Source organism: Paenibacillus baimaensis, from assembly GCF_025567575.1.
Genome location: NZ_JAOQIO010000065.1, coordinates 20011 through 39165, shown reverse-complemented (window position 1 = coordinate 39165; position 19155 = coordinate 20011). Strand labels below are relative to the sequence as shown.

Annotated in this window: 17 protein-coding genes; 10 read left to right on the top strand and 7 right to left on the bottom strand. The window is 46.2% G+C overall.

The annotated features are described in order from the left end of the window. Window positions 1–9: 9 nt before the first annotated feature. On the bottom strand, window positions 10–951 hold the full coding sequence (locus tag OB236_RS16205; protein ID WP_262684916.1) for an ATP-dependent DNA ligase: 942 nt from the start codon (window positions 949–951) through the stop codon (window positions 10–12). 147 nt (window positions 952–1098) lie between these two features. On the opposite strand from OB236_RS16205, the gene ku reads away from it, so the two are divergent. The 4 genes from ku to OB236_RS16185 all read left to right on the top strand — a co-directional run bounded on the left by ku (window position 1099) and on the right by OB236_RS16185 (window position 5397). Then, window positions 1099–1929: a non-homologous end joining protein Ku gene (ku, locus tag OB236_RS16200; RefSeq protein WP_262684915.1), complete on the top strand. Its 831-nt coding sequence runs from the start codon at window positions 1099–1101 to the stop codon at window positions 1927–1929. A gap of 13 nt (window positions 1930–1942) precedes the next feature. Beyond that, a complete protein-coding gene (gene ligD / locus OB236_RS16195; RefSeq protein WP_408638482.1) occupies window positions 1943–2851 on the top strand; it encodes a non-homologous end-joining DNA ligase in 909 nt (302 codons plus the stop codon). A 216-nt stretch (window positions 2852–3067) separates the two neighbouring features. Further along, complete coding sequence (locus OB236_RS16190; RefSeq protein ID WP_076231412.1) at window positions 3068–4225, top strand: DGQHR domain-containing protein; 1158 nt, start codon at window positions 3068–3070, stop codon at window positions 4223–4225. After that, entirely contained in the window at window positions 4225–5397 is a 1173-nt protein-coding gene (locus tag OB236_RS16185; protein ID WP_240414423.1) for a DNA sulfur modification protein DndB, read from the top strand. The genes OB236_RS16190 and OB236_RS16185 overlap by 1 nt, the downstream gene beginning before the upstream one ends. Window positions 5398–5546: 149 nt before the next feature. Here the strand turns inward: OB236_RS16185 and OB236_RS16180 are convergent, their stop codons facing one another. Genes OB236_RS16180 through OB236_RS16170 form a run of 3 tightly spaced genes read right to left on the bottom strand, consistent with a single transcriptional unit; the run spans window position 5547 to window position 9892 of the window. Continuing rightward, window positions 5547–7577, bottom strand: coding sequence for a Na+/H+ antiporter (locus OB236_RS16180; RefSeq protein WP_262684912.1), 2031 nt, complete (start codon window positions 7575–7577; stop codon window positions 5547–5549). A 38-nt stretch (window positions 7578–7615) separates the two neighbouring features. Beyond that, entirely contained in the window at window positions 7616–8647 is a 1032-nt protein-coding gene (locus tag OB236_RS16175; protein ID WP_262684911.1) for a formylglycine-generating enzyme family protein, read from the bottom strand. Window positions 8648–8680: 33 nt separating this feature from the next. Continuing rightward, complete coding sequence (locus OB236_RS16170; protein WP_076231420.1) at window positions 8681–9892, bottom strand: ROK family protein; 1212 nt, start codon at window positions 9890–9892, stop codon at window positions 8681–8683. 295 nt (window positions 9893–10187) lie between these two features. Here OB236_RS16170 and OB236_RS16165 point away from each other — a divergent pair, with 295 nt between their 5' ends. The 3 genes from OB236_RS16165 to OB236_RS16155 are packed head-to-tail and all read left to right on the top strand — an operon-like array spanning window position 10188 to window position 12619. Next, window positions 10188–10928, top strand: a complete 741-nt coding sequence (locus OB236_RS16165) for a class I SAM-dependent methyltransferase (protein ID WP_076231422.1) — start codon at window positions 10188–10190, stop codon at window positions 10926–10928. Window positions 10929–10934: 6 nt separating this feature from the next. Beyond that, window positions 10935–11915 carry an MBL fold metallo-hydrolase gene (locus OB236_RS16160; RefSeq protein WP_262684910.1) on the top strand — a complete coding sequence of 327 codons (981 nt, stop codon included), beginning with the start codon at window positions 10935–10937 and terminating at the stop codon, window positions 11913–11915. Between the two features lie 29 nt (window positions 11916–11944). Further along, on the top strand, window positions 11945–12619 hold the full coding sequence (locus tag OB236_RS16155; protein WP_262684909.1) for an AlkZ-related protein: 675 nt from the start codon (window positions 11945–11947) through the stop codon (window positions 12617–12619). A gap of 188 nt (window positions 12620–12807) precedes the next feature. Here the strand turns inward: OB236_RS16155 and OB236_RS16150 are convergent, their stop codons facing one another. Together OB236_RS16150 and OB236_RS16145 are read right to left on the bottom strand one after the other, a co-directional pair. Further along, the gene (locus OB236_RS16150) at window positions 12808–13344 is read right to left on the bottom strand and encodes a phosphatidylglycerophosphatase A family protein (protein WP_076231430.1); all 537 of its coding nucleotides are present in this window, start codon (window positions 13342–13344) and stop codon (window positions 12808–12810) included. A gap of 39 nt (window positions 13345–13383) precedes the next feature. Further along, window positions 13384–14268 (bottom strand): sensor domain-containing protein, encoded by an 885-nt coding sequence (locus OB236_RS16145; RefSeq protein ID WP_076231433.1) that lies wholly within the window; start codon window positions 14266–14268, stop codon window positions 13384–13386. Window positions 14269–14509: 241 nt separating this feature from the next. Here OB236_RS16145 and OB236_RS16140 point away from each other — a divergent pair, with 241 nt between their 5' ends. The 3 genes from OB236_RS16140 to OB236_RS16130 all read left to right on the top strand — a co-directional run bounded on the left by OB236_RS16140 (window position 14510) and on the right by OB236_RS16130 (window position 17062). Further along, on the top strand, window positions 14510–15562 hold the full coding sequence (locus OB236_RS16140; RefSeq protein ID WP_262684908.1) for a GerMN domain-containing protein: 1053 nt from the start codon (window positions 14510–14512) through the stop codon (window positions 15560–15562). Window positions 15563–15675: 113 nt separating this feature from the next. Further along, window positions 15676–16443, top strand: coding sequence for a ribonuclease PH (gene rph, locus OB236_RS16135; RefSeq protein WP_262684907.1), 768 nt, complete (start codon window positions 15676–15678; stop codon window positions 16441–16443). Beyond that, window positions 16421–17062, top strand: coding sequence for an XTP/dITP diphosphatase (locus tag OB236_RS16130; protein ID WP_262684906.1), 642 nt, complete (start codon window positions 16421–16423; stop codon window positions 17060–17062). Before rph ends, OB236_RS16130 begins: the two co-directional genes overlap by 23 nt. Window positions 17063–17192: 130 nt before the next feature. Here OB236_RS16130 and asnB read toward each other — a convergent pair whose 3' ends face one another. After that, the gene (asnB, locus tag OB236_RS16125; protein WP_262684905.1) at window positions 17193–19037 is read right to left on the bottom strand and encodes an asparagine synthase (glutamine-hydrolyzing); all 1845 of its coding nucleotides are present in this window, start codon (window positions 19035–19037) and stop codon (window positions 17193–17195) included. Window positions 19038–19155 lie beyond the last annotated feature (118 nt).

Below are 19155 nucleotides of genomic sequence, written 5' to 3'. Positions count from 1 at the left end.
TTAATCTCCTCATTCCGATTCAAACGTACATTCTTCAGGTGGTACTGTAACGAAGGATTGGATGCTCGGTTGTCTTAAAATGAAATGAGGGGTCCAATCCATAAATTGAATTTTTACAGTAATAACAGGTTGAACCCAAATCGCCTCATGACTCCGTTCAGGCTTATTGATAAAAGGGCGCTCCGTTTGGATAAGCGATTGTATCAAATCCGTAAATTGAAGCCATTCGTTGTTGGATAACCTGCCAGCCCCTGCATGCCCGATATAGACAAGCTTTTGCTCATTGTACAATCCTAGCAGCAATGAGTTCACGACTCCAGAGCGCAAGGTTACACCCCCCACGACAGCAATCACATCTTTATAGTTTTTCTTCTTCTGCCATCTTTGGTCCTTGCCATCCAGGGTATAGGTGCTCTTAAGGTCTTTACATACAATTCCTTCCAGATCATGAGCTTTGACAACCTCAAACAATTGCTGTGGATCAGAATGATTTTGCACCAGCTGAATGAGGTCATTTTGTACAATAAGGTTCGATAAAATTTGCTGCCGTTCCTGTAAAGCTTTGTGTGTAACCCATTCGCCATTTAAAAAAAGGATATCAAATATCATATAGACGACGGGTACCTGTTTTTGAATGTATTCGATGCGGTTTGCTTTACGTGTTTGATCTCTTTTCATGATTTCGTGAAACGACGGTTTGTTATGATCAAATGCAATGATTTCCCCATCCAGAATGACTGATTGTGCATCGCAGTAGGATGAAATCGTCAACAGCTCGGGATATTGTGGGGTGCGATCGTTAAGTTTGCGATTGTAGAGCTTTACCTCCAATCCATTCGAGTAGGTAAGCATACGAACCCCGTCCCATTTGATTTGTGCAATCCATGAATCTCCCTGAGGAATCTTATCGGTCGATATGGGTTCAAACGGAACAACGGGTGTCATGATCATCATAATCCTCCGACTGTATTGAAATGCCTTACGTTACCATTATCTCCGATGTGAAGTCGTTTCATGAATCCAGTTTTCAGTCCCGGTGTTCATAGTTAAAGTGAAAGGAACGCATACTAAAGGCAATTAGACTAAGGAGGGACAACCATGCAGACATTATGGAAAGGATCGATCAGCTTTGGACTCGTTAATGTGCCTGTGAAGATGTTTACCGCTACGGAGGATAAATCGATTTCCATGCGTTATATTCACAAGACATGCTCGACACCTCTTTCTTACGTACGTAAATGTCCGACATGCGATATAGAGGTGGAATGGGAAGAAATTGCCCGTGGTTATGAGTACGAATCGGGACGGTTTGTGTTGTTTGAAAAAGATGAACTGGACAGTCTGAATGGCGAAGTGAATAAGGAAATCAAAATTCTGGATTTTGTCGCGCTTGATGAAATCGACCCGATCTATTTTCAAAAAACCTATTATTTATCCCCTGGTGATACTGGAGCTAACGCGTACAATTTGCTGCTGGAATCGCTTCGACAAACAGGGAAAATCGCGATCGCAAAGGTATCCATCCGCTCCAAAAGCAGCTTATCCTGCATACGCGTTATTGACCGTTGTTTAGTTATGGAAACTATTTACTATCCCGATGAGATTCGCTCAATCGCGCAGATTCCTAATTTGCCTGAACAAATTCAAGTGAATGATAAAGAGTTGACGATGGCCAAGATGCTGATTGAACAGCTGACATCACCTTTTGAGCCTGAAAAGTATAAAGATGATTACCGTGCCGCCTTGTTGGATGCGATCCAGCACAAAATCGCTGGTGAAGAGGTGAAGATAGCGCCGGAGCAGCAGCGTACCAATGTCATCGATCTGATGTCCGCCCTGCAAGCCAGTCTGGAAGCGGTCAAGACGCCTTCTGAGGACGAGGGAAAAACAGATAAAAAGCCGAAAAAGAAAGTTAAAGTGCTATCATGATTTTCAGCAGTATATGTGGAAGAGGGGAACCCAAGTGGGAGTGTCCATAAAAGGTACTGTGCTTATAGAAGGGCACGAAATTACGGTCACCAATCCAGAAAAAGTATTGTGGCCAAAGGCTGGAATCACCAAGCTGGAGTATTTGCAAAAGCTGACCATTCTGGCTCCCTATTTGCTTCACTATTGTAAGAACCGTTACCTGACAACCATCCGCTTTCCGAACGGTATTGAGGGTAAATCCTTTTACCAAAAAGCGGTCCCCAAACCGACTCCTTCCTTCGTTCACACAGCGACCCTGCAGGGCATTACCTATGTGAATCTGGACTCTTTGCCGACCCTCATTTGGCTCGGCAATTTGGCTTGTCTCGAATTTCATTCATCCTTTCACTATACTACCGATGATCTGCCAGCGGAATGGATCGTGGATCTCGATCCTTCTGTGGAGGTCGAGCCTCGCATCATGCACGCGGCGCTTTTGGTTGGTGAGGCCCTGAGTACGATGGGCATTGAATCCATACCCAAAACCTCAGGGGCAACCGGCATCCAAATCGTAATCCCGATTCAGCACGGACAGTATACCTTTGAACAACTGCGGTTGGTCGGACACTTTTTGGGTAATTATTTAACTAAGAAGTATCCTGACTTGTTCACGATAGAGCGATTGAAGAAAAATCGCGGGAATTTAATTTATGTTGATTACCTGCAGCACTGGCAGGGTAAAACGATGTCAGCTCCTTATACACCCAGGGCTCGTACATGTGCTACAGTATCCACACCCCTTAGATGGGAAGAGCTGCAAAACAATTGCCGAATCGAAGACTTCACGCTGCACACAATTGAGCAAAGGTTAGCGGAATATGGTGATCTTATCCAGCGAATTGAGCCGCAGTCTCTTGAAGCCGTTCTTTCCATTTTGCATTAATTTACAGGGTTTTTCATTAATTTGACATCTCAATGATGTGAATAAACGTCCAAAATAGTCAATTTGGTTAAAATCATAATAAAAACAGGCCTGAATGCGGGAATTTTCTATCAAAAGTTGAATGTTTGGTGATTTTTCAGTGTATAATGTACTTATATCAGTGTTTTATAGTAAAATACTTACAAAGATAATGGTTGACTATAAGGAGGAAAAAGAATGGATACGATTTCATCTCTGTCAGAGCTTTTGGCAGGGCAAAAGACGTCCTCGTATATCGAGATACCCGGTGCAGCATCGAGGACATTTGGTCAGACTACGCTAACTACGACATTACCGATGAGCAAGCTGTTTTCCATATACGAAGTAGATTTGGAGGTTCAACGTTCGTTGGTTCCCCAAAACTTGTCAAAGCTAATTGACTATATCATGCTCTTCCTTGAGCACAAGCAAGGAATTTACTTTCCGGGTATTATTCTTTCTGCTAGAGGTGCTGGAGAATATGATGCCGAGAATAAGGTTTACCGCTTACAAGCAATTGAAAAGCTGTATGTGGTAGATGGGCAGCATCGTTTGGCCGCTTTCCGTCGTTTAATGGAAACACTGCAAAGCAACATGACTCGTGCAAAGGATCGCCGCGAATATGACCGTATGGAGGAAATTTCCGAGAAGCTGAGCAAGCTGTATTCGTTCCCGATGTCAACAATGATTTATCTTGATATTAATGCGCGTCAGGAGCGTCAGCTTTTCTCTGATATTAACAAGCTTCCACGTAAAATCGGCGGTAATCTGGCTGTATTGAGAGAGCAGCGTAGATTCTATCACGTTCTGGCTACTCAAATTGCCGAGCAGGACCCTGCTATGAAACGGATTTCAGTTGATATGTTTACTGAACGGGGCAAAGGACCAGAGTTCTTGTTCTCTTATCATTTGCTTGTTGAAATTTTGGTAGGTTTATTTGAAGGTCGTTTGAAATCGTCAGCACGTAACAACGGATATTATTTCCAACCGAAGGACATTGAGGATTTGCAGAAGCTGGCTTCATTTTATTTTGATGCGTTGCTTCGCTATTTGCCAGAGCCTGAAAAAGGTGAGCTGTGTTGGACGGAAAATATGCAAATCGCGATGGCTATGGTGTTCCATGGTGAAGCAACCAAGACGGGAAGCTTTAACCGTTATGCGCTGGAGTATGCGATGAAAATATTGCCTCATATTGATTGGAACGCTATTTTTGTGGGTGATGAGAAGGACCGATTGCCAAGACGTTCACGTATTATGAAGGCTTACCAATACATTAAAGACTTTTATCAGGAGCATCACTTGTTTCTGATCCGCGAGGATGAGCTGTTGGATAAAGCTAAGGAGGATGCAATGTAATGGATGGATTGTGCTTGAATATGACGATTTTCCCGTTCTGTGAGAACTTTGGACTCGCGACGGTTGCAATACAGGTTCAAGATATACTGAACTACACATCGATTGATCCCATGGTGCAGCGGAAGCTGAGTGGGGGACAGCGGAGAAAGATAGCTAATTATTTGCAGGAAAGAGATTTGGACCGTGTGTTTTTTGGTCCTGTCACCTTGTCGTTGCGTGAAGTTAGCTCGCTGGCTAAGGCGGATAATGGGCTATACCTGCGTCCTGGTTCCAAACTGAGCATTTTGGACGGACAGCATCGGATTCTTGCCCTTGGATATGTGAATGAACAAATGATCAAAGAAGTGCGCAGTCATGAAAGAAAGATTACTGCACTTCGTATCAAACAGCGCCGTAATCCGGACAACGAAGAAATTACTTTGGATTTGGAGCAGCAGCAGGGTCTTGTCGAGCAGTTAGAACGTCGTCGTCTGGAATTGCTGGAGAGCGAGCTCGCCGTACAAATCTATATTGGTTTGAGTGAAGAAGAAGAGAAGCAGCTGTTCGGAGACATTAACTCGAAGGTACAGCTTGTAAGTAAGGAATTGGGTCATTCGTTTGACAGTATCGATCCATTGAATCTGGTTATTCAGCAGGTCGTCGATCATAATGTGTTCCTGAAGGGTGCTGGCGTGGAGCGCCGTGCGAATTTGACCTCCTATAATAAAAATTTCACTTCCTTCAGCTGGTTGTATTCCACGGCAACGATGCTACTGACAGGTAAAATGCAGCCTTCATACGAGTTGGCCCGTAAAATTCGTCAAGATCCGTCTACCTATATCGAGATTTTGCACCAGTTCTTTACCACACTGCTTCCGCTAATGCCGGAGCAACCAGGACTGCCGCAATACAGCTCGTCCAGTCGTGCTATGCAGGAAAGTATCGCATTGTACGCAAACGGATATTTGTTCCAGGAAGGCAAGTATGTGAAGAACTGGACCACATGTCTGCGCGTATTTGACGGCTTCGATTGGTCGCAGGAGAATGAAGAGCTTATCGAGCGCTTTGGTCAGTTGGACAATGGCAAGCTGAACCTGATTCATGAAAAATCGCTGCGCAAGCACGCCAAGTTCGTCCAGCTGTTTCAGGAGCTGCACGGTGATGTTAAGGATGACGAGGCTTCTACAGCTTAGTTCGTTCTAAATAAATGATTTCGAGTGTATGAGCAAGAAGCCTGTTACAAGTTCATGTAACAGGCTTCTTGCTTTTTTATCCTTCTCTAGATTGCGATGAAGCATGAGCGCAGTGGCCGCGTAGCAGCACGTATTCAACGCAATCAACTTCACCCAATCTCTTCATCAACCAATATAGAAACCTCCAGGAAGCTGACGAACTGTCGCAGTTGAGTAGCAAGGCCACGGTTGATTTCACCGTTTTGAAACATGCTCTGAATATGATTCCGATTCAACTGAATCGCCTTGAATTGCAGTTCTTTTTTATGCTTTTTAAAATCTTCATAGGAAGGTGCGGGTTTGAAAATACTATTTAATTTTTGCATACCTTGTCTGTAGTTCGAAATAACCTCTTGCGCTGCATCTTTGTTAACGGTATTTATGTGATTTTGGATTGCAGTGATGGCGGCTTTCGAAGTTAACAGCTTGGCAGCTTTTAGTATTTCAAACTGTTCGATGGGAAGGGCTTGTGACGGTTTTCTGCCTCCACCAAATAACTTCCAGATCAATCGCTTCACCATAACTAGAAACAGTCTGAGAACATATTGCAATCGACGGGTTACAAGCATTTCCGAACGGTTCAATAGCAGGCTTATTGTATAAGCAGCCTCTTGGTTAAGCGTACCTTCATCAACCAAACGCTTGACTTCGTGTCGCTCGGCATTCAAGGCGATCAACCGAATTTCACGCTCCATTTTACGGAATTGGATTTGGCTTGCCAGTCCATCGCTGCGAATTTGCTGGATATGCTTGTTGTAATCCGAGATGAGCGACAAAGCTGCATCTTTATTTTCCTCGTTAATTTCTTCTTTGACGATATGTATGCTTTCTTCTAATAATTGGATCTTGGCATCCTGCTCCAAACGCTGCTTATCGCGTTCCTTACTTTTATCCGGTTTGTCTGAAAGCAAGGGCAGCATGACGCTGGCCGTTATAAGCGAGATAAGGATAACGCCTGCTGCCAGGAAAATAATCACATTGCGTTCAGGAAAAGCGGTTCCGTCGTCCAGAAACAAGGGAATCGAGAAAGCTCCTGCCAAGGTGATCGTTCCCCTAACACCGGATATGGCTATGAGCAAAGCAGGACGGAGCTGCGGCTTCCCGATGTGCTCTTTTTTGCTAAAAGACGATTCCGCTCGCCAAAAGCCATACACCCAAACAAACCGAAGTACGACTAGCGTAAGAGATATTAAAAGAATATAGATAAGCATCTGAACATTGCTGATGGTTAAGTCCTTGATGACAATTTCGGCCACGTTCGGAATTTGCAGACCAAGGATGAGAAAAACCAATCCATTCAAAATAAATAGGATCATGCTCCAGGTACTGACCGATACAATTTTTAATTCCATCAGAGAGGATTCGGAACGATCCCGTTCAATCGCATGAATGATTCCGCCCGCTACAGCGGCAAGTATGCCGGACAAGCCTAATTCCTCGGCTGCCAAATAGATCAGGAATGGGGTCAAAATTTGGATCAGCATATGTATGGTAGTATCTTCCATACCGAGGTGACGAAGAAATACGCGTATGCGAATAATGAGTAGAGACAGGAGACAGCCGCATAGCAGTCCGCCAATGGAGATCAGGAAGAAGCTTGCTGTCGCTTCAGGTAGTGAGAATATACCGCTGACCGTAGCGGCTACAGCGAACTTGAAAGCTACCAGTCCGGAAGCATCATTCATTAAGGCTTCGCCTTCAAGAAGATGGGTTATTTTTTGAGGCATCCGGATTTTGCCTGATAAAGCCCCTACCGCCACCGCATCTGTCGGTGATAAGATCGCTGCCAAGGCAAATGCTGCCGATAACGGGATTGCCGGAAGCAGCCAGTGAATCACGTAGCCGCCAACAAACACGGTTGCAAATACGAGTCCGAGGGACAGCAATAAAATGGGGGCTCGCAGGTTCCATAGTTCCTCACGCGGGACTCGCTTTCCATCATTAAACAGCAGTGGGGCAACGAATAATACAAAAAACAGTTCGGGATTCAAGGTAAAATGAACACCCCATGGAATGACAGCTACAAGAGAACCCAGAGCTACCTGAATTAACGGAACAGGGATGAATGGCACAAAACGATTGAGAATCATCGATACGCCAATTAAAGCAAGAAGCAGCAAAACAATCAGAAAAAGTTCCATACGGCACGAATCCCTCCTACCCTATAGATTACCCTTTTTCACTTAGAGTAAACGGATTGTTCATCGGCAGCACATCGGAAGCCCATATTGCCGCTTGAGCTATCAGGAGTATTGGAACTGCGTGCAGCTACGCGGTAACGGTTACAATACGATTTGTGGCATAAATACGAGCCGCCTCTCATGACGCGATTTGTTCCCTGCTGTGGCCCTTTAGGATTCACCCTCGTGCCAGTCAGGTGCCATGTAGGACTGAACCAATCACCGCACCATTCCCAGACGTTGCCGGATACATTGTAGAGTCCGTAACCATTAGGAGGAAAAGCATGTACAGGTGCTGTGCCGGCATAACCGTCGCTGCAGTTATTTTTGTCCGGGAATTTACCCTGCCAAATATTGCACAGATGCTCACTTCCAGGCTTCAGCAGATCGCCCCATGGATAACGTTTTTGGACCAATCCTCCACGGGCCGCATACTCCCACTCCGCTTCGGTAGGCAGTCGCTTGCCAGCCCAGCGGCAGTAGGCGACCGCATCGTTCCACGAAATATGTATCGCTGGATGATCCAGCCGATCTTCAACAGTAGAATCGGGACCCTCGGGGTGCGCCCAATCGGCGCCTTCCACATTCCACCACCAAGGTGTCCGCTGTACGACATGCTTCACTTTAGCAGCGGTTTCAGGAGATACGAACAAATGAAATACGAAAGACCAACCAAACTGCTCCGCTTCAGTCCTGTAGCCGGTAGAGCGAATAAATTCGCCGAACTCAGCGTTTGTAACTGCATAGGGATCGATGTAGAAGGGCTGAATAGTAACAGCGCGTACAGGGCCCTCTCCATCGTCAGGGAAGCCTTCCCGATCGTCTGTACCCATCATAAACTCGCCTCCTGGCAAGTACACCATGGATTCAAATCCGACAGGGCTGTTATGCCTGGCTTCAGAATTGTCCGGTTGGGACTGTGTGGAGGAGGCTGCCGAGCTGATGTGCGGGTCAGGTGAATTTGAGGCTGAGTTTGTTTCTCCATCCGATCGGCTGGTTGAGCAGCAGGATGGCTTCTTAGGTTCATTCATAGGATATGTCCTCCTTGGTAGTCAATTACTGCATCAGATGTCAGTCAATTGGTTGATCACAGATATGGCCGCCCCTGTAACGATAGCTTCCTCACCCAGATGGCCTTGGCTAAAAACGACCTGATACGTTGGATAATGATATGTATTTTGGATAGCGACCCGGGTTGCCGTATGAAAAAAGCTTGGATGACTGCTGACCAGCGATCCACCCAGAATGACCTTTTCGGGATGCAAAATATTGAGCAGATTGGACAAGCCAATCCCAAAGTAAGTCGCTGATTGCGTGAATATTTCCACAGTTAACGGGTCCTGTTCCTGCAAGGCTTGTGCTAAATGAGTAAAGCTGATGGCCTCCGGATCTGATTCAAGCCTACGTAATGAGCTTTCCCGACCTTGCTTTAAACGTGATTGTGCTTGCTGCTCCAAGGCATGTATGGAAGCAAAGGTTTCCAGAGCCCCATAGTTCCCACGCTTACCCAGTCTGGGACCATCGGTCTGAATAATCATTTGGCCGATAGAGCCCTCCATATCAACAGCGCCGTATACAACTTTACCGTTAGACATCATGGCTGATCGAATACCGACACCCAGATGGACATACAGCAGATGCCGATAATCCCGATTACGGTCTGACCACGATTCCCCGATAATAGCCATGTTGGCTCCATTATCCAGCCTGACAGGAAATCCAAGCTGCGCCTGCAAATAGCTGCTGATCTGCACATCCTGCCAGCCTTCAGCTGGAAAATACAGCGTTTCGAGAATGACCCCCGAGAATCGGTCCAACGGACCAACAGCCCCAATCCCCATACCCAGTACAGAGGCTGCAGCAATACCATGTTTAAGCAGCATAGCGGAAGCAGTCTTTGCGATTTGATCAAGCAGAAGCTCAGGTGTCATAGTATCATCCATCGTCCAGCTGCTGCTATCCAGCTTGTTCATATGAAGGTCACACAGAACTAATTTGGAAATCATTCTTGAAATATCAAGACCAAACACATAGCCTGCTGTTGGATTGGTTTGATAGAGGATGGGTCTTCGGCCCCCGGTGGATTCCCCAAAGCCTGCTTCGAGCAGCCAGCCTTGATCGGTCAGCTCCTCCAATGTCCGGGTTAATGTGCTTCCGGTCATTTGACTGTGCTCTAATAAATCTATTTTGGAAATCGTATCCTGTCGTCGTATCCAATCATAAATTTCCTTATGTTTACGACCGTTAATTCGCTCTTCAATTGCATGAAGCTGCATCATCATCCCATCCAATCCCAAGTATCCCAAGCTTATTTATAGGCTTATAGTATACAACAAATTGGAATCCACAACCAAGTAATTTACATACAGCTTTTCTGACATTTCCATCGTTAGTATAGCATTCTTTATTTCATTTTAAAATAAAGTATACACAGAACGAATTTTTGCTTTGCAGCTTACTTTTTTTCAGTATGTTGTGACTCGCTAATAAAAATTTGGTAAGATTGAATAAGGTCAAGCAGGATTATGAGGAATACCTCCCATAGAGAGCTTGCAGCAAAGGAGAATATACATGTCAGATTGGTATAAAAAAAGCTTTGGAGATGACTATTTGCTCGTTTATAAACACCGGGATATGCAGGGTGCCTATAACGAGGTCAAAGGAATGATTGAATGGCTTAAGCTTGATCAAGGCGCTGAAGTGCTTGATTTATGCTGTGGAATGGGCAGACATTCGATGGCTCTGACTGATTTTGGTTATAAGGTAACGGGAATTGATTTGTCTGGCGTCCTGCTGAAGGAAGCTGTTCGATTGGATACACAGCAGAAAGTTCAATGGATTCAAGGGGATATGCGCGATGTGCAGATCAACCAGCAATTCGATGCCGTCGTTAATTTATTTACTTCGTTCGGCTATTTTGAAGAGGATGCCGAGAACGAAAAGGTGCTGCATGAGATTTATCGTTTACTGAAGCCGTCTGGTCAAGGCCAGTTTATTATCGACTTTTTGAACCCGGAATTTGTGGAACGGAACCTTGTCCCTTTTTCAAAACGAAAAGAAGGAAGCAGCACTATTGAAGAAACTCGAAAGATCGAGGACGGCTTTGTTCGTAAAACCATCGTGGTGAGTGAGCCGGGAGCCGAGGATCGCTCCTATCTTGAGCAGGTTAAGCTGTATCATCAGGAAGCCTTCCTAACCATGCTGGATCGTGTTGGGCTTGAGGTCCTGCATGTGTATGGTGCTTATGATGCTTCTCCTTACGATAAGACTGAATCGAAACGCATGATATTTGTGGGGCGGCGGAAAGGATAGGAACGCATGGGGCTCATAACGTTACATAATGAAGCGATACACCAAATCAAAGTTCCGCTGCCATTCCCGCTTCGGTGGGTGAACAGCTATCTTATACGCGGTAAGGACGGATTTACGCTGATCGATCCCGGCCTTCATACTGAAGCCTCTGAGCAATGCTGGGAGCAGGTGCTGCAGGGGCTTGGGATCGTGTATCGCGATATCGAGCAAATTGTGCTGACTCATCACCATCCGGACCATTATGGGCTGGCTGGCTGGTTTCAGGAGCGTTCTGCTGCGCCTGTTCGCATGTCGTCTATCGGTTATGAGCAGGTACGACTGTTGTGGGGAGAAGGGCAGCCAATGACGAATTCGCTGCTGACTTTGTTCCAGGCACATGGGCTGCCTGCCGAGCTTCTGCAGCCTATGAAAGCACATATGGATGAATTCGTTGCTATGGTATCACCGCAGCCGCAGGTTACTCTGATCCCAATAGGAGAGATGATACGGATCGGAGACCATGACTATGAGACGATACATACACCAGGTCATGCTGCAGGTCATGTGTGCTTCTACCGTGAGGAAACGAAGGAGATGCTGTGCGGGGACCATGTGATTCCGCAAATATCTCCGAATATCAGCTATTTGCCTGGAGGGATCGATGAGAACCCGCTTGGGAGTTTTTTGCAGAGTCTTCATCATATGAGCAGTTATGACGTTGACTGGGCCTATCCTGGGCATCGTGAGCCGTTTCAGACGTTTTCCCGCAGGACACTGGAGCTGATCGATCATCACGAAGCAAGACTTGCAACGATGCGACAAGCCTTAATAGCTGAGCCGCGGACTACGTACGAAGTTTGCCGGGAAACCTTTGGCGAGAGACTTACACTTCATCAATTGCGTTTCGCATTATCTGAAACGTTGGCGCATCTGATTTATTTACTGGATACAGGAGATTTGAAGCGTTCAGACCAGGAAGGTATCGTTCATTTTCAGGCGATTCGCTGATAAGGACTGATAATGAGGTGACAGAGCTAATGACAAAGATTCATACCTTTGAAGAAGCGGTATCCGTTGTAAAGGAAATGGGGATTGTGCCGTTATCCAGCTTTATTCCGGAGCATCCTTCTTTGGAATCGATAACAGAGAAAGCTGCCTGGCATACCGGAGAGGCCAGTGATCCGTGGCTGTGGAGAGATCGTTTTGCTGGTGAAGGGATTGCGGCCTACGGTCGTTTTTTCAAAAAAAAGCCGATGCTGATCGATTCCCGACTGTTTCCACTTTGGTGTCGTGCACTGGAGTCATCGATGGACGTGGAAGAGCGTTACCAGGATGGACTGGCGTCGCGACATACGGTACGACTCTACGAGGTGATACGTGATAATCCCGGCATTGATGTGAAAACATTGCGTAAAGCAGTCGGTTTGGCGAGTAAAGAAGATAAAGCTGAATTCGATAAAACGTTAATTGAGCTTCAGAGCTCAACAGAGGTGGTCATTGCGGGAATCTCTGATCGTTTGAACGAGCAGGGCAACAAAAATGGCTGGAACAGCACCTGCTACGTATTGTCCGAGGTTTGGATCGCCCAGCATGGACTGAATACGGTACGGATTTCCGCTGAAGAAGCGAAGCGGGAGCTGCTAGCTGATTGTAAGCAGCGCTGGAGTGAGGAAGCCTATAGCTTTGTTGTCAAAGCGTTAGGCAAGCATTAGATAACGGCGGCTATTATCAGCAACAGCAATAATAGAAGCACATAACCAGCTAACATATGTTCAATAGCTCAACCCAAACAAACACAGGAAGCATCTCCCAATCGGGAGGCGCATCCTGTGTTTTTTGAGTTACGGTAACGAAAGTGACAACGAAGTCCAGTACCTTATGTTTAAATCCGGGGAATAAATTAATTGCCAGCCTGTTGATCGATTTCCTTTTCTGCCTGCTTACGGTGTGCAATTCGACTGCTCGCCGCGGAGGCAATAGCACCTACGATATCATCGAGAAAGGTATGCTTGTGTTCTCCGTGTTTATCATTAAGCATCTTTAGGATGCCGGGCTTGAGCTTATCGATATATCCGAAATTTGTTAAGCCAATGCTTCCATATACATTCACAATGGAAAGGGCAAGAATTTCATCGCATCCATAAAGTCCTTCATCGTTCTCGATCATCTCCTGCAAAGGAGGCAAGAGCTTGCCTTCCTCGGCAAGCATATCTAATTGAATGCCAGTCAGGATCGCATTTTGCACCTCACGTTTTTCGATGACGGCATTAACGCTTTCGATACATTGTTCCATTGTCAGGGTCGGATAGTAGTCCTTTTGCAGAAAATAAGTTAACTCTGCCATATCTGTGACTTGTACGCCTCTTTGGATCAACCAGCTTTTGGCCGCATTGGCCACACTGGCTGAATTTAAGTTATAGGGAACGGGTACGGTCATGGTGATCTCTCCTATTCTTGTGCGCGTATTGAACATCATTTATAGCTTTATATCGTTTTTACCGCTTCTTTTGGCTTGATACATGGCGGCATCCGCGATATCGAGCAGTTCATTGCCATCGCTACCATCATGTGGATAGTAGGCGGCTCCCATACTACAGGTGATGAAAATATCATGATGTTGGATGACAAAACGGCTGCTAATGGCATCCAGCACTCTTTCGGAGACCTTCACGATATCCTCTTTTTGTTCAAACTGCTGCAGCAAAATAACGAATTCGTCACCACCCAAACGGCAAACTGTATCGGGATCGCGAACACAGTGAGATAAACGGGCTGCTACCATCTTGAGCAAATCATCACCAACCGCATGACCATAATGATCATTGATCAGCTTGAAATCATCCAAATCCAAATAGAGCAGGGCCATTTTTCGTTGATACCTTTTGGCAGCCAACAAAGACTGGTAATAACGATCCTGAAACAGTCTGCGATTAGGCAGTGTGGTTAAGGAATCATAATAAGCCATCTGGGTAAGGTTTTCTTCAATGCTCTTGTGTTCGCTAATATCTCGTGTGATAAATCCGACACCTGTCAGGTTATGTTCGATTTGAATGAGTGAACCTTTGCTTTCCAGCCAAATCAAGGAGCCGTTCGCCTGCACATATCGATATTGGAGATGAAAAGGGATCTGCTCGTGAATCAACTGCTCAACTGCTTGTTGAAATCGTATGAGATCGTCTTCATATATATGACTGTAGCAGGGCTGTCCAAGCAGGTCCTCCGGAGAGCGCTTAAGCAAGGTTGAGCAGGATGGAGAAATATAGGCGAGATTATAGTCAAGTGTAATGCCTTGTATCAGGTCTGTGCTTTGATCAAATAGCTGACGGAAAAACACGTCATGTCCAGAAGGGCTCGGCTGCATCGTCATCACCTCGTTATTATGGGAGAGACTCATACTCTTATTACTTTGGAACTACGAATGATTTGTACAAATAGATCATTATAATCATAACCTATTATAAAAATAATCAATACATAAAATCAATACAATACTTGGTTAGGTCTTATATTTCACAAAACAGGTTGTCATAAAAGAAGGCTGTCCTTCGTATAGTGGGAATAAGAGAATTGGACAAACAATTATATTCGTAGGAGGAACTATCATGAAACAATATCCATGGATTCGATTGGCAGCTGTGACGGGCGTAATTGTACTGCTGACATCGGGCTGTTCCCTGCTGGGTACGAAGGAACAATCGCAGCCGATTGACCCTCCACCGACGGGTGTCGAACCTGCTGCAGCACCCACGATAACCCAACCGGTCAGCGGCAAAACTGCCCAGAATCTTGCGGCTATTACCGTCTATGCCAAGGATGAGAAAGGTTTTATTGCTCCCATTGCCCTGCAGGTTGAAAAATCGGTTGAGGTGGCCAAAACCGCATTGGAATCGATGGTTGAGGGAAGTGCAGCCTCCAAAAACATGCCTTCCGGTTTTATAGGAATTTTGCCTAAGGGTACAACAGTCAAAGGTATCAATATTGTGAAGGATCAGAAATTGGCGGTTGTCGATTTGTCCAAAGCCTTCACAGATTATAATCTACAGGACGAAAGAAAAATATTAGAAGCCATCGTATGGACACTAACCGGGTTTCCTTCGGTGGAAAAGGTACAGCTGCGAGTGGAAGGGAAAGCATTGAAGGAAATGCCACAGGGCGGAACACCGCTCGATGAACCGCTTACGAGAGCATTTGGCATTAATCTGGAGAAGCAAGATGGCGTGGAGTATGGGCAGTCTACACCGGTAACCCTATATTTTCTGGGGCAAAATAAAGATCTGTACAGCTATTACGTTCCTGTTACACGAATGATTAAACGTACAGATAATGTAGCTCAGTCTGTCATTGAGCAACTCATTGTAGGACCCGATCAGAAGAAAGGACTCACTGCTGTCATGACGCCTGGCTCAGAGCTCAAACATATTCAAAAAGCTGGTGATTTGATCACCGTAGATTTTTCCGATAAGGTACTGGGACCTGACAAAAAAGCCCCTGGCAATGCGATGAGGGCAGTTGTATTGTCGTTAACGGAAAATGCAGGAGTCGCAACCAAGGTTCAAATCACAGTTAATGGAGATGCTAAAGTCAGCACCACTGATAATCAAAGCTACAGCAAGCCCGTCAGCAGACCCTCGGAGGTCAACCCATCCAAATTATAAGGAAGCAAAGCATAAGGGAGCTCAGGCTCCCTTATTTTGTTGGAACTGCCTGTTGGACTCTGGTACAATGGGTAAGGTTAATTAGGGTATTTTAAGGAGGAACCAAGTTCACAATGAGAAACGACGGCAGACAGAATAACCAGACAAGAGTTACTGCGATTACTACGCATTATAATAAGCATGCCGAAGGATCGGTATTTATCGAGGTAGGGGAGACCAAGGTCATTTGTACGGCAACGATTGAGGAAAGAGTCCCTCCCTTCATGAAAGGGCAAGGGAAAGGCTGGATCACGGCGGAATATTCGATGCTCCCAAGAGCAACCCAGGTTCGTAACCAAAGGGAATCGGCTAAAGGCAAGCTTGGCGGACGCACGATGGAAATTCAACGTCTGATCGGACGTGCACTTCGGTCTGTGGTCAGCCTGGAGGTGCTTGGAGAGCGTTCGATTACACTGGATTGTGATGTGATTCAGGCGGATGGAGGTACGCGTACTACCTCAATAACAGGCGCGTTTATCGCGATGGCTTTTGCAATCGACAAGCTCGCCAAGGATCGTAATCTCAAAACCTATCCGATCAGAGATTTTCTGGGGGCTATCAGTGTTGGAGTTGTGAATGAGAAGTCTTGTCTGGATCTGAACTATGAAGAGGATTCCAAAGCCAAGGTGGATATGAACGTTGTCATGACCGGAGAAGGTAAGTTTGTAGAGGTTCAGGGAACCGGCGAGGAATCACCATTTTCCAGGGACGAGCTTAATGAGCTGCTGGCACTTGCAGAGTCTGGAATTCAAGAAATGATTCTTGCCCAGGAAGAGGCGCTAGGACCGGAGATTTCAGCCCGGATCAGGAGGATTTCCCATGCGACGGCAGCTCGGAACTGAGATCGTAGTCGCCACCAGCAATGAGGGCAAGGTGAAAGAGCTGGCAGCCATGTTTGCAGACGAGCATATCGCCATCAAGAGCCTGCGCGATTTTAGCGGCTTACCCGAGATTGTTGAGGACGGCGCGACATTTGCTGATAATGCTTATATTAAAGCTCGTACGATAGCCTTGTCCTTGGGAGTTCCGGTAGTTGCTGATGATTCCGGATTGTGCGTGGATGCGTTGAATGGCGACCCAGGTGTATACTCGGCTCGTTATGCCGGTGAGGGAGCAACGGATGAACAAAATAACAACAAGCTGCTGCAATCTTTGCTGGCATTATCCGAACCGTCTTTGATCCCTGTTAATAACCCCCATATTTTAAGTCGTGCACGATTTGTATGCGCGTTATGCCTTGTTGATGCGACCGGACACATCATCGCGCAGGCGCAAGGTGAATGTGAGGGTCAAATCATAAGTGCTCCCCGAGGGAATCATGGCTTCGGCTATGATCCGCTGTTCTACATACCGGAGTACGATCAAACGATGGCGGAGCTTACCAGCGAGCAAAAGAACAGAATCAGCCACCGCGGCCATGCGCTTCAATCCTTGCGTCATGCGATTGAAGCGAAGTCTTGAGCAGTGAACCCGAATTTACATGAATTTGATTCCAATCAAATGAATGGGCAGCAGACCGATTCAACACCGGCTGCTGCCCTATTTTTCTTTGTCCCTGCTCTAGTACGAAACACTCACTTAGCCGCTTTACCTACCGAATGGATACCTTATAGTGCCTTAACCATGTATCTGCTTGTGCCAAATAGGCAAACAGCTGCGGTCCTGTCATTAGCTGCCCGAACCACGGCAAATTGAACTGATCGGCATCCCCTTCGGCCAGAGCGCGAATTTTATCGACATCGATAAACGTGAGCAGCGGAGAGTTAGAGTCATTCAGAATGTCGAGTACCCAAGTACGCACAGCCTCCAGATAGCTCGGATTGTGCGTCTTGGGGTAAGGGCTTTTTTTACGTGTTAAGACGTCCTCCGGCAAGACGCCGCGAAGCGCTCTGCGCAGAATCCCTTTTTCCCGATCGCCGGCCGATTTCATTTCCCATGGAATATTCCATACGTATTCGACAAGTCGATGGTCGCAAAAGGGTACCCGTACCTCCAGCCCTACAGCCATACTCATTCGGTCCTTACGATCGAGTAAAGTCGGCATAAAGCGGGTGATATTCAAATAAGACATTTCGCGCATCCGGTTCTGATCATGATTTTCTCCGGATAGCCGCGGTACCTCGGAAAGTGCCTGACGGTAACGCTCCTGTACATACTGTTCAGGCTTAACCCATTCCAGAAAATCAGGCGAGAGCAGATTGACCCGATCCTTAGTAGCGAGGGACCATGGAAACGTGTTGGCTTTCAGCGTTTCTTCCTTATGAAACCATGGATAGCCCCCAAAGATTTCATCGGCCGCTTCTCCAGAGATGGCCACGGTAGCTGCCTTTTTAATCTCACGGCAAAACAAATATAAAGAGCCGTCTACGTCGGCCATACCGGGTAAATCACGAGCAAAAACGGCGGTTTTTAGCGATTCCACCAACTCAGGCGTATCGAATTCAAGATAATGATGCTCACTGCCGAGAAACTCCGTCATTCGTTTAATCCATGGTGCATCAGAGTTGGGTTGGAATGCATTCGATTTAAAATATTTGGCATTATCCACATAATCAATCGAGAACGTATGGAGCTGCCCTAAGTTATTATCTCTGTTATAGTTAGCTGCAAATGCGCTTAGAGCGCTTGAATCGAGACCTCCGGACAATAATGTGCAGATGGGGACATCAGAGGCCATTTGGCGTTGTACGGTGTCTTGCAGCAATTCATGAATCCGCTGTGCAGTCGTATCGATATCATCCTCATGAGGCTTGCTTTCCAGCTTCCAGTAGGGGCGTATGCTCAAGCCATTACGATCCATATTCAGCCAATGACCTGGTTTTAGCTCCGACATATTGCTGTATATACCGTGGCCAGGAGTGCGTGCTGGACCCACAGCGAAGATCTCGGCAAGACCCTCTCCGCTGATTTGCGCAGGAAAATCGGGATGGGCCAATATCGATTTGGGCTCGGAGCCGAACAGCAGTCGACCATCCGTGTAAGAATAAAATAACGGCTTAACTCCCAGCCGATCGCGGACGAGAAATAACGATTGGTCTTGCGAATTCCATACGCCAAAAGCATAAATTCCATTCAATCGATCCACGCAGGAGCGGCCCCATTCGATATACGAAACAAGCAGCACTTCCGTATCGCAAGTCGTATGAAAAACATGTCCGCGCAGCTCAAGCTCTTTTTTTAACTCTGGAGCATTATATAATTCTCCATTGTACACAATAGTAAACACGTTTTCTCCATAATGGCGCACCATCGGTTGAGCCCCATTGGCTGGGTCCATAACGCTAAGACGTCTGTGCCCGAGCGCACAATGCTGGGTGATCCAGGTGCCGGAAGCATCGGGTCCCCGATTTAGCAGTGTATACGTCATTTGCTCCAAAACGGACGGATACTGCGTTAAATCTTTTTGCCAGTCAATCCATCCTGTTATTCCGCACATAGCCTTCATCCTCTCTTAGAGTGTTTGTGTTGGCGAATGACCAGCCATTCGGCAGCGACAGCAGATGATAAAGGTTATGCGGTATAAAATCAGAAAATGTCTGTCCTTGCAAGAGGAA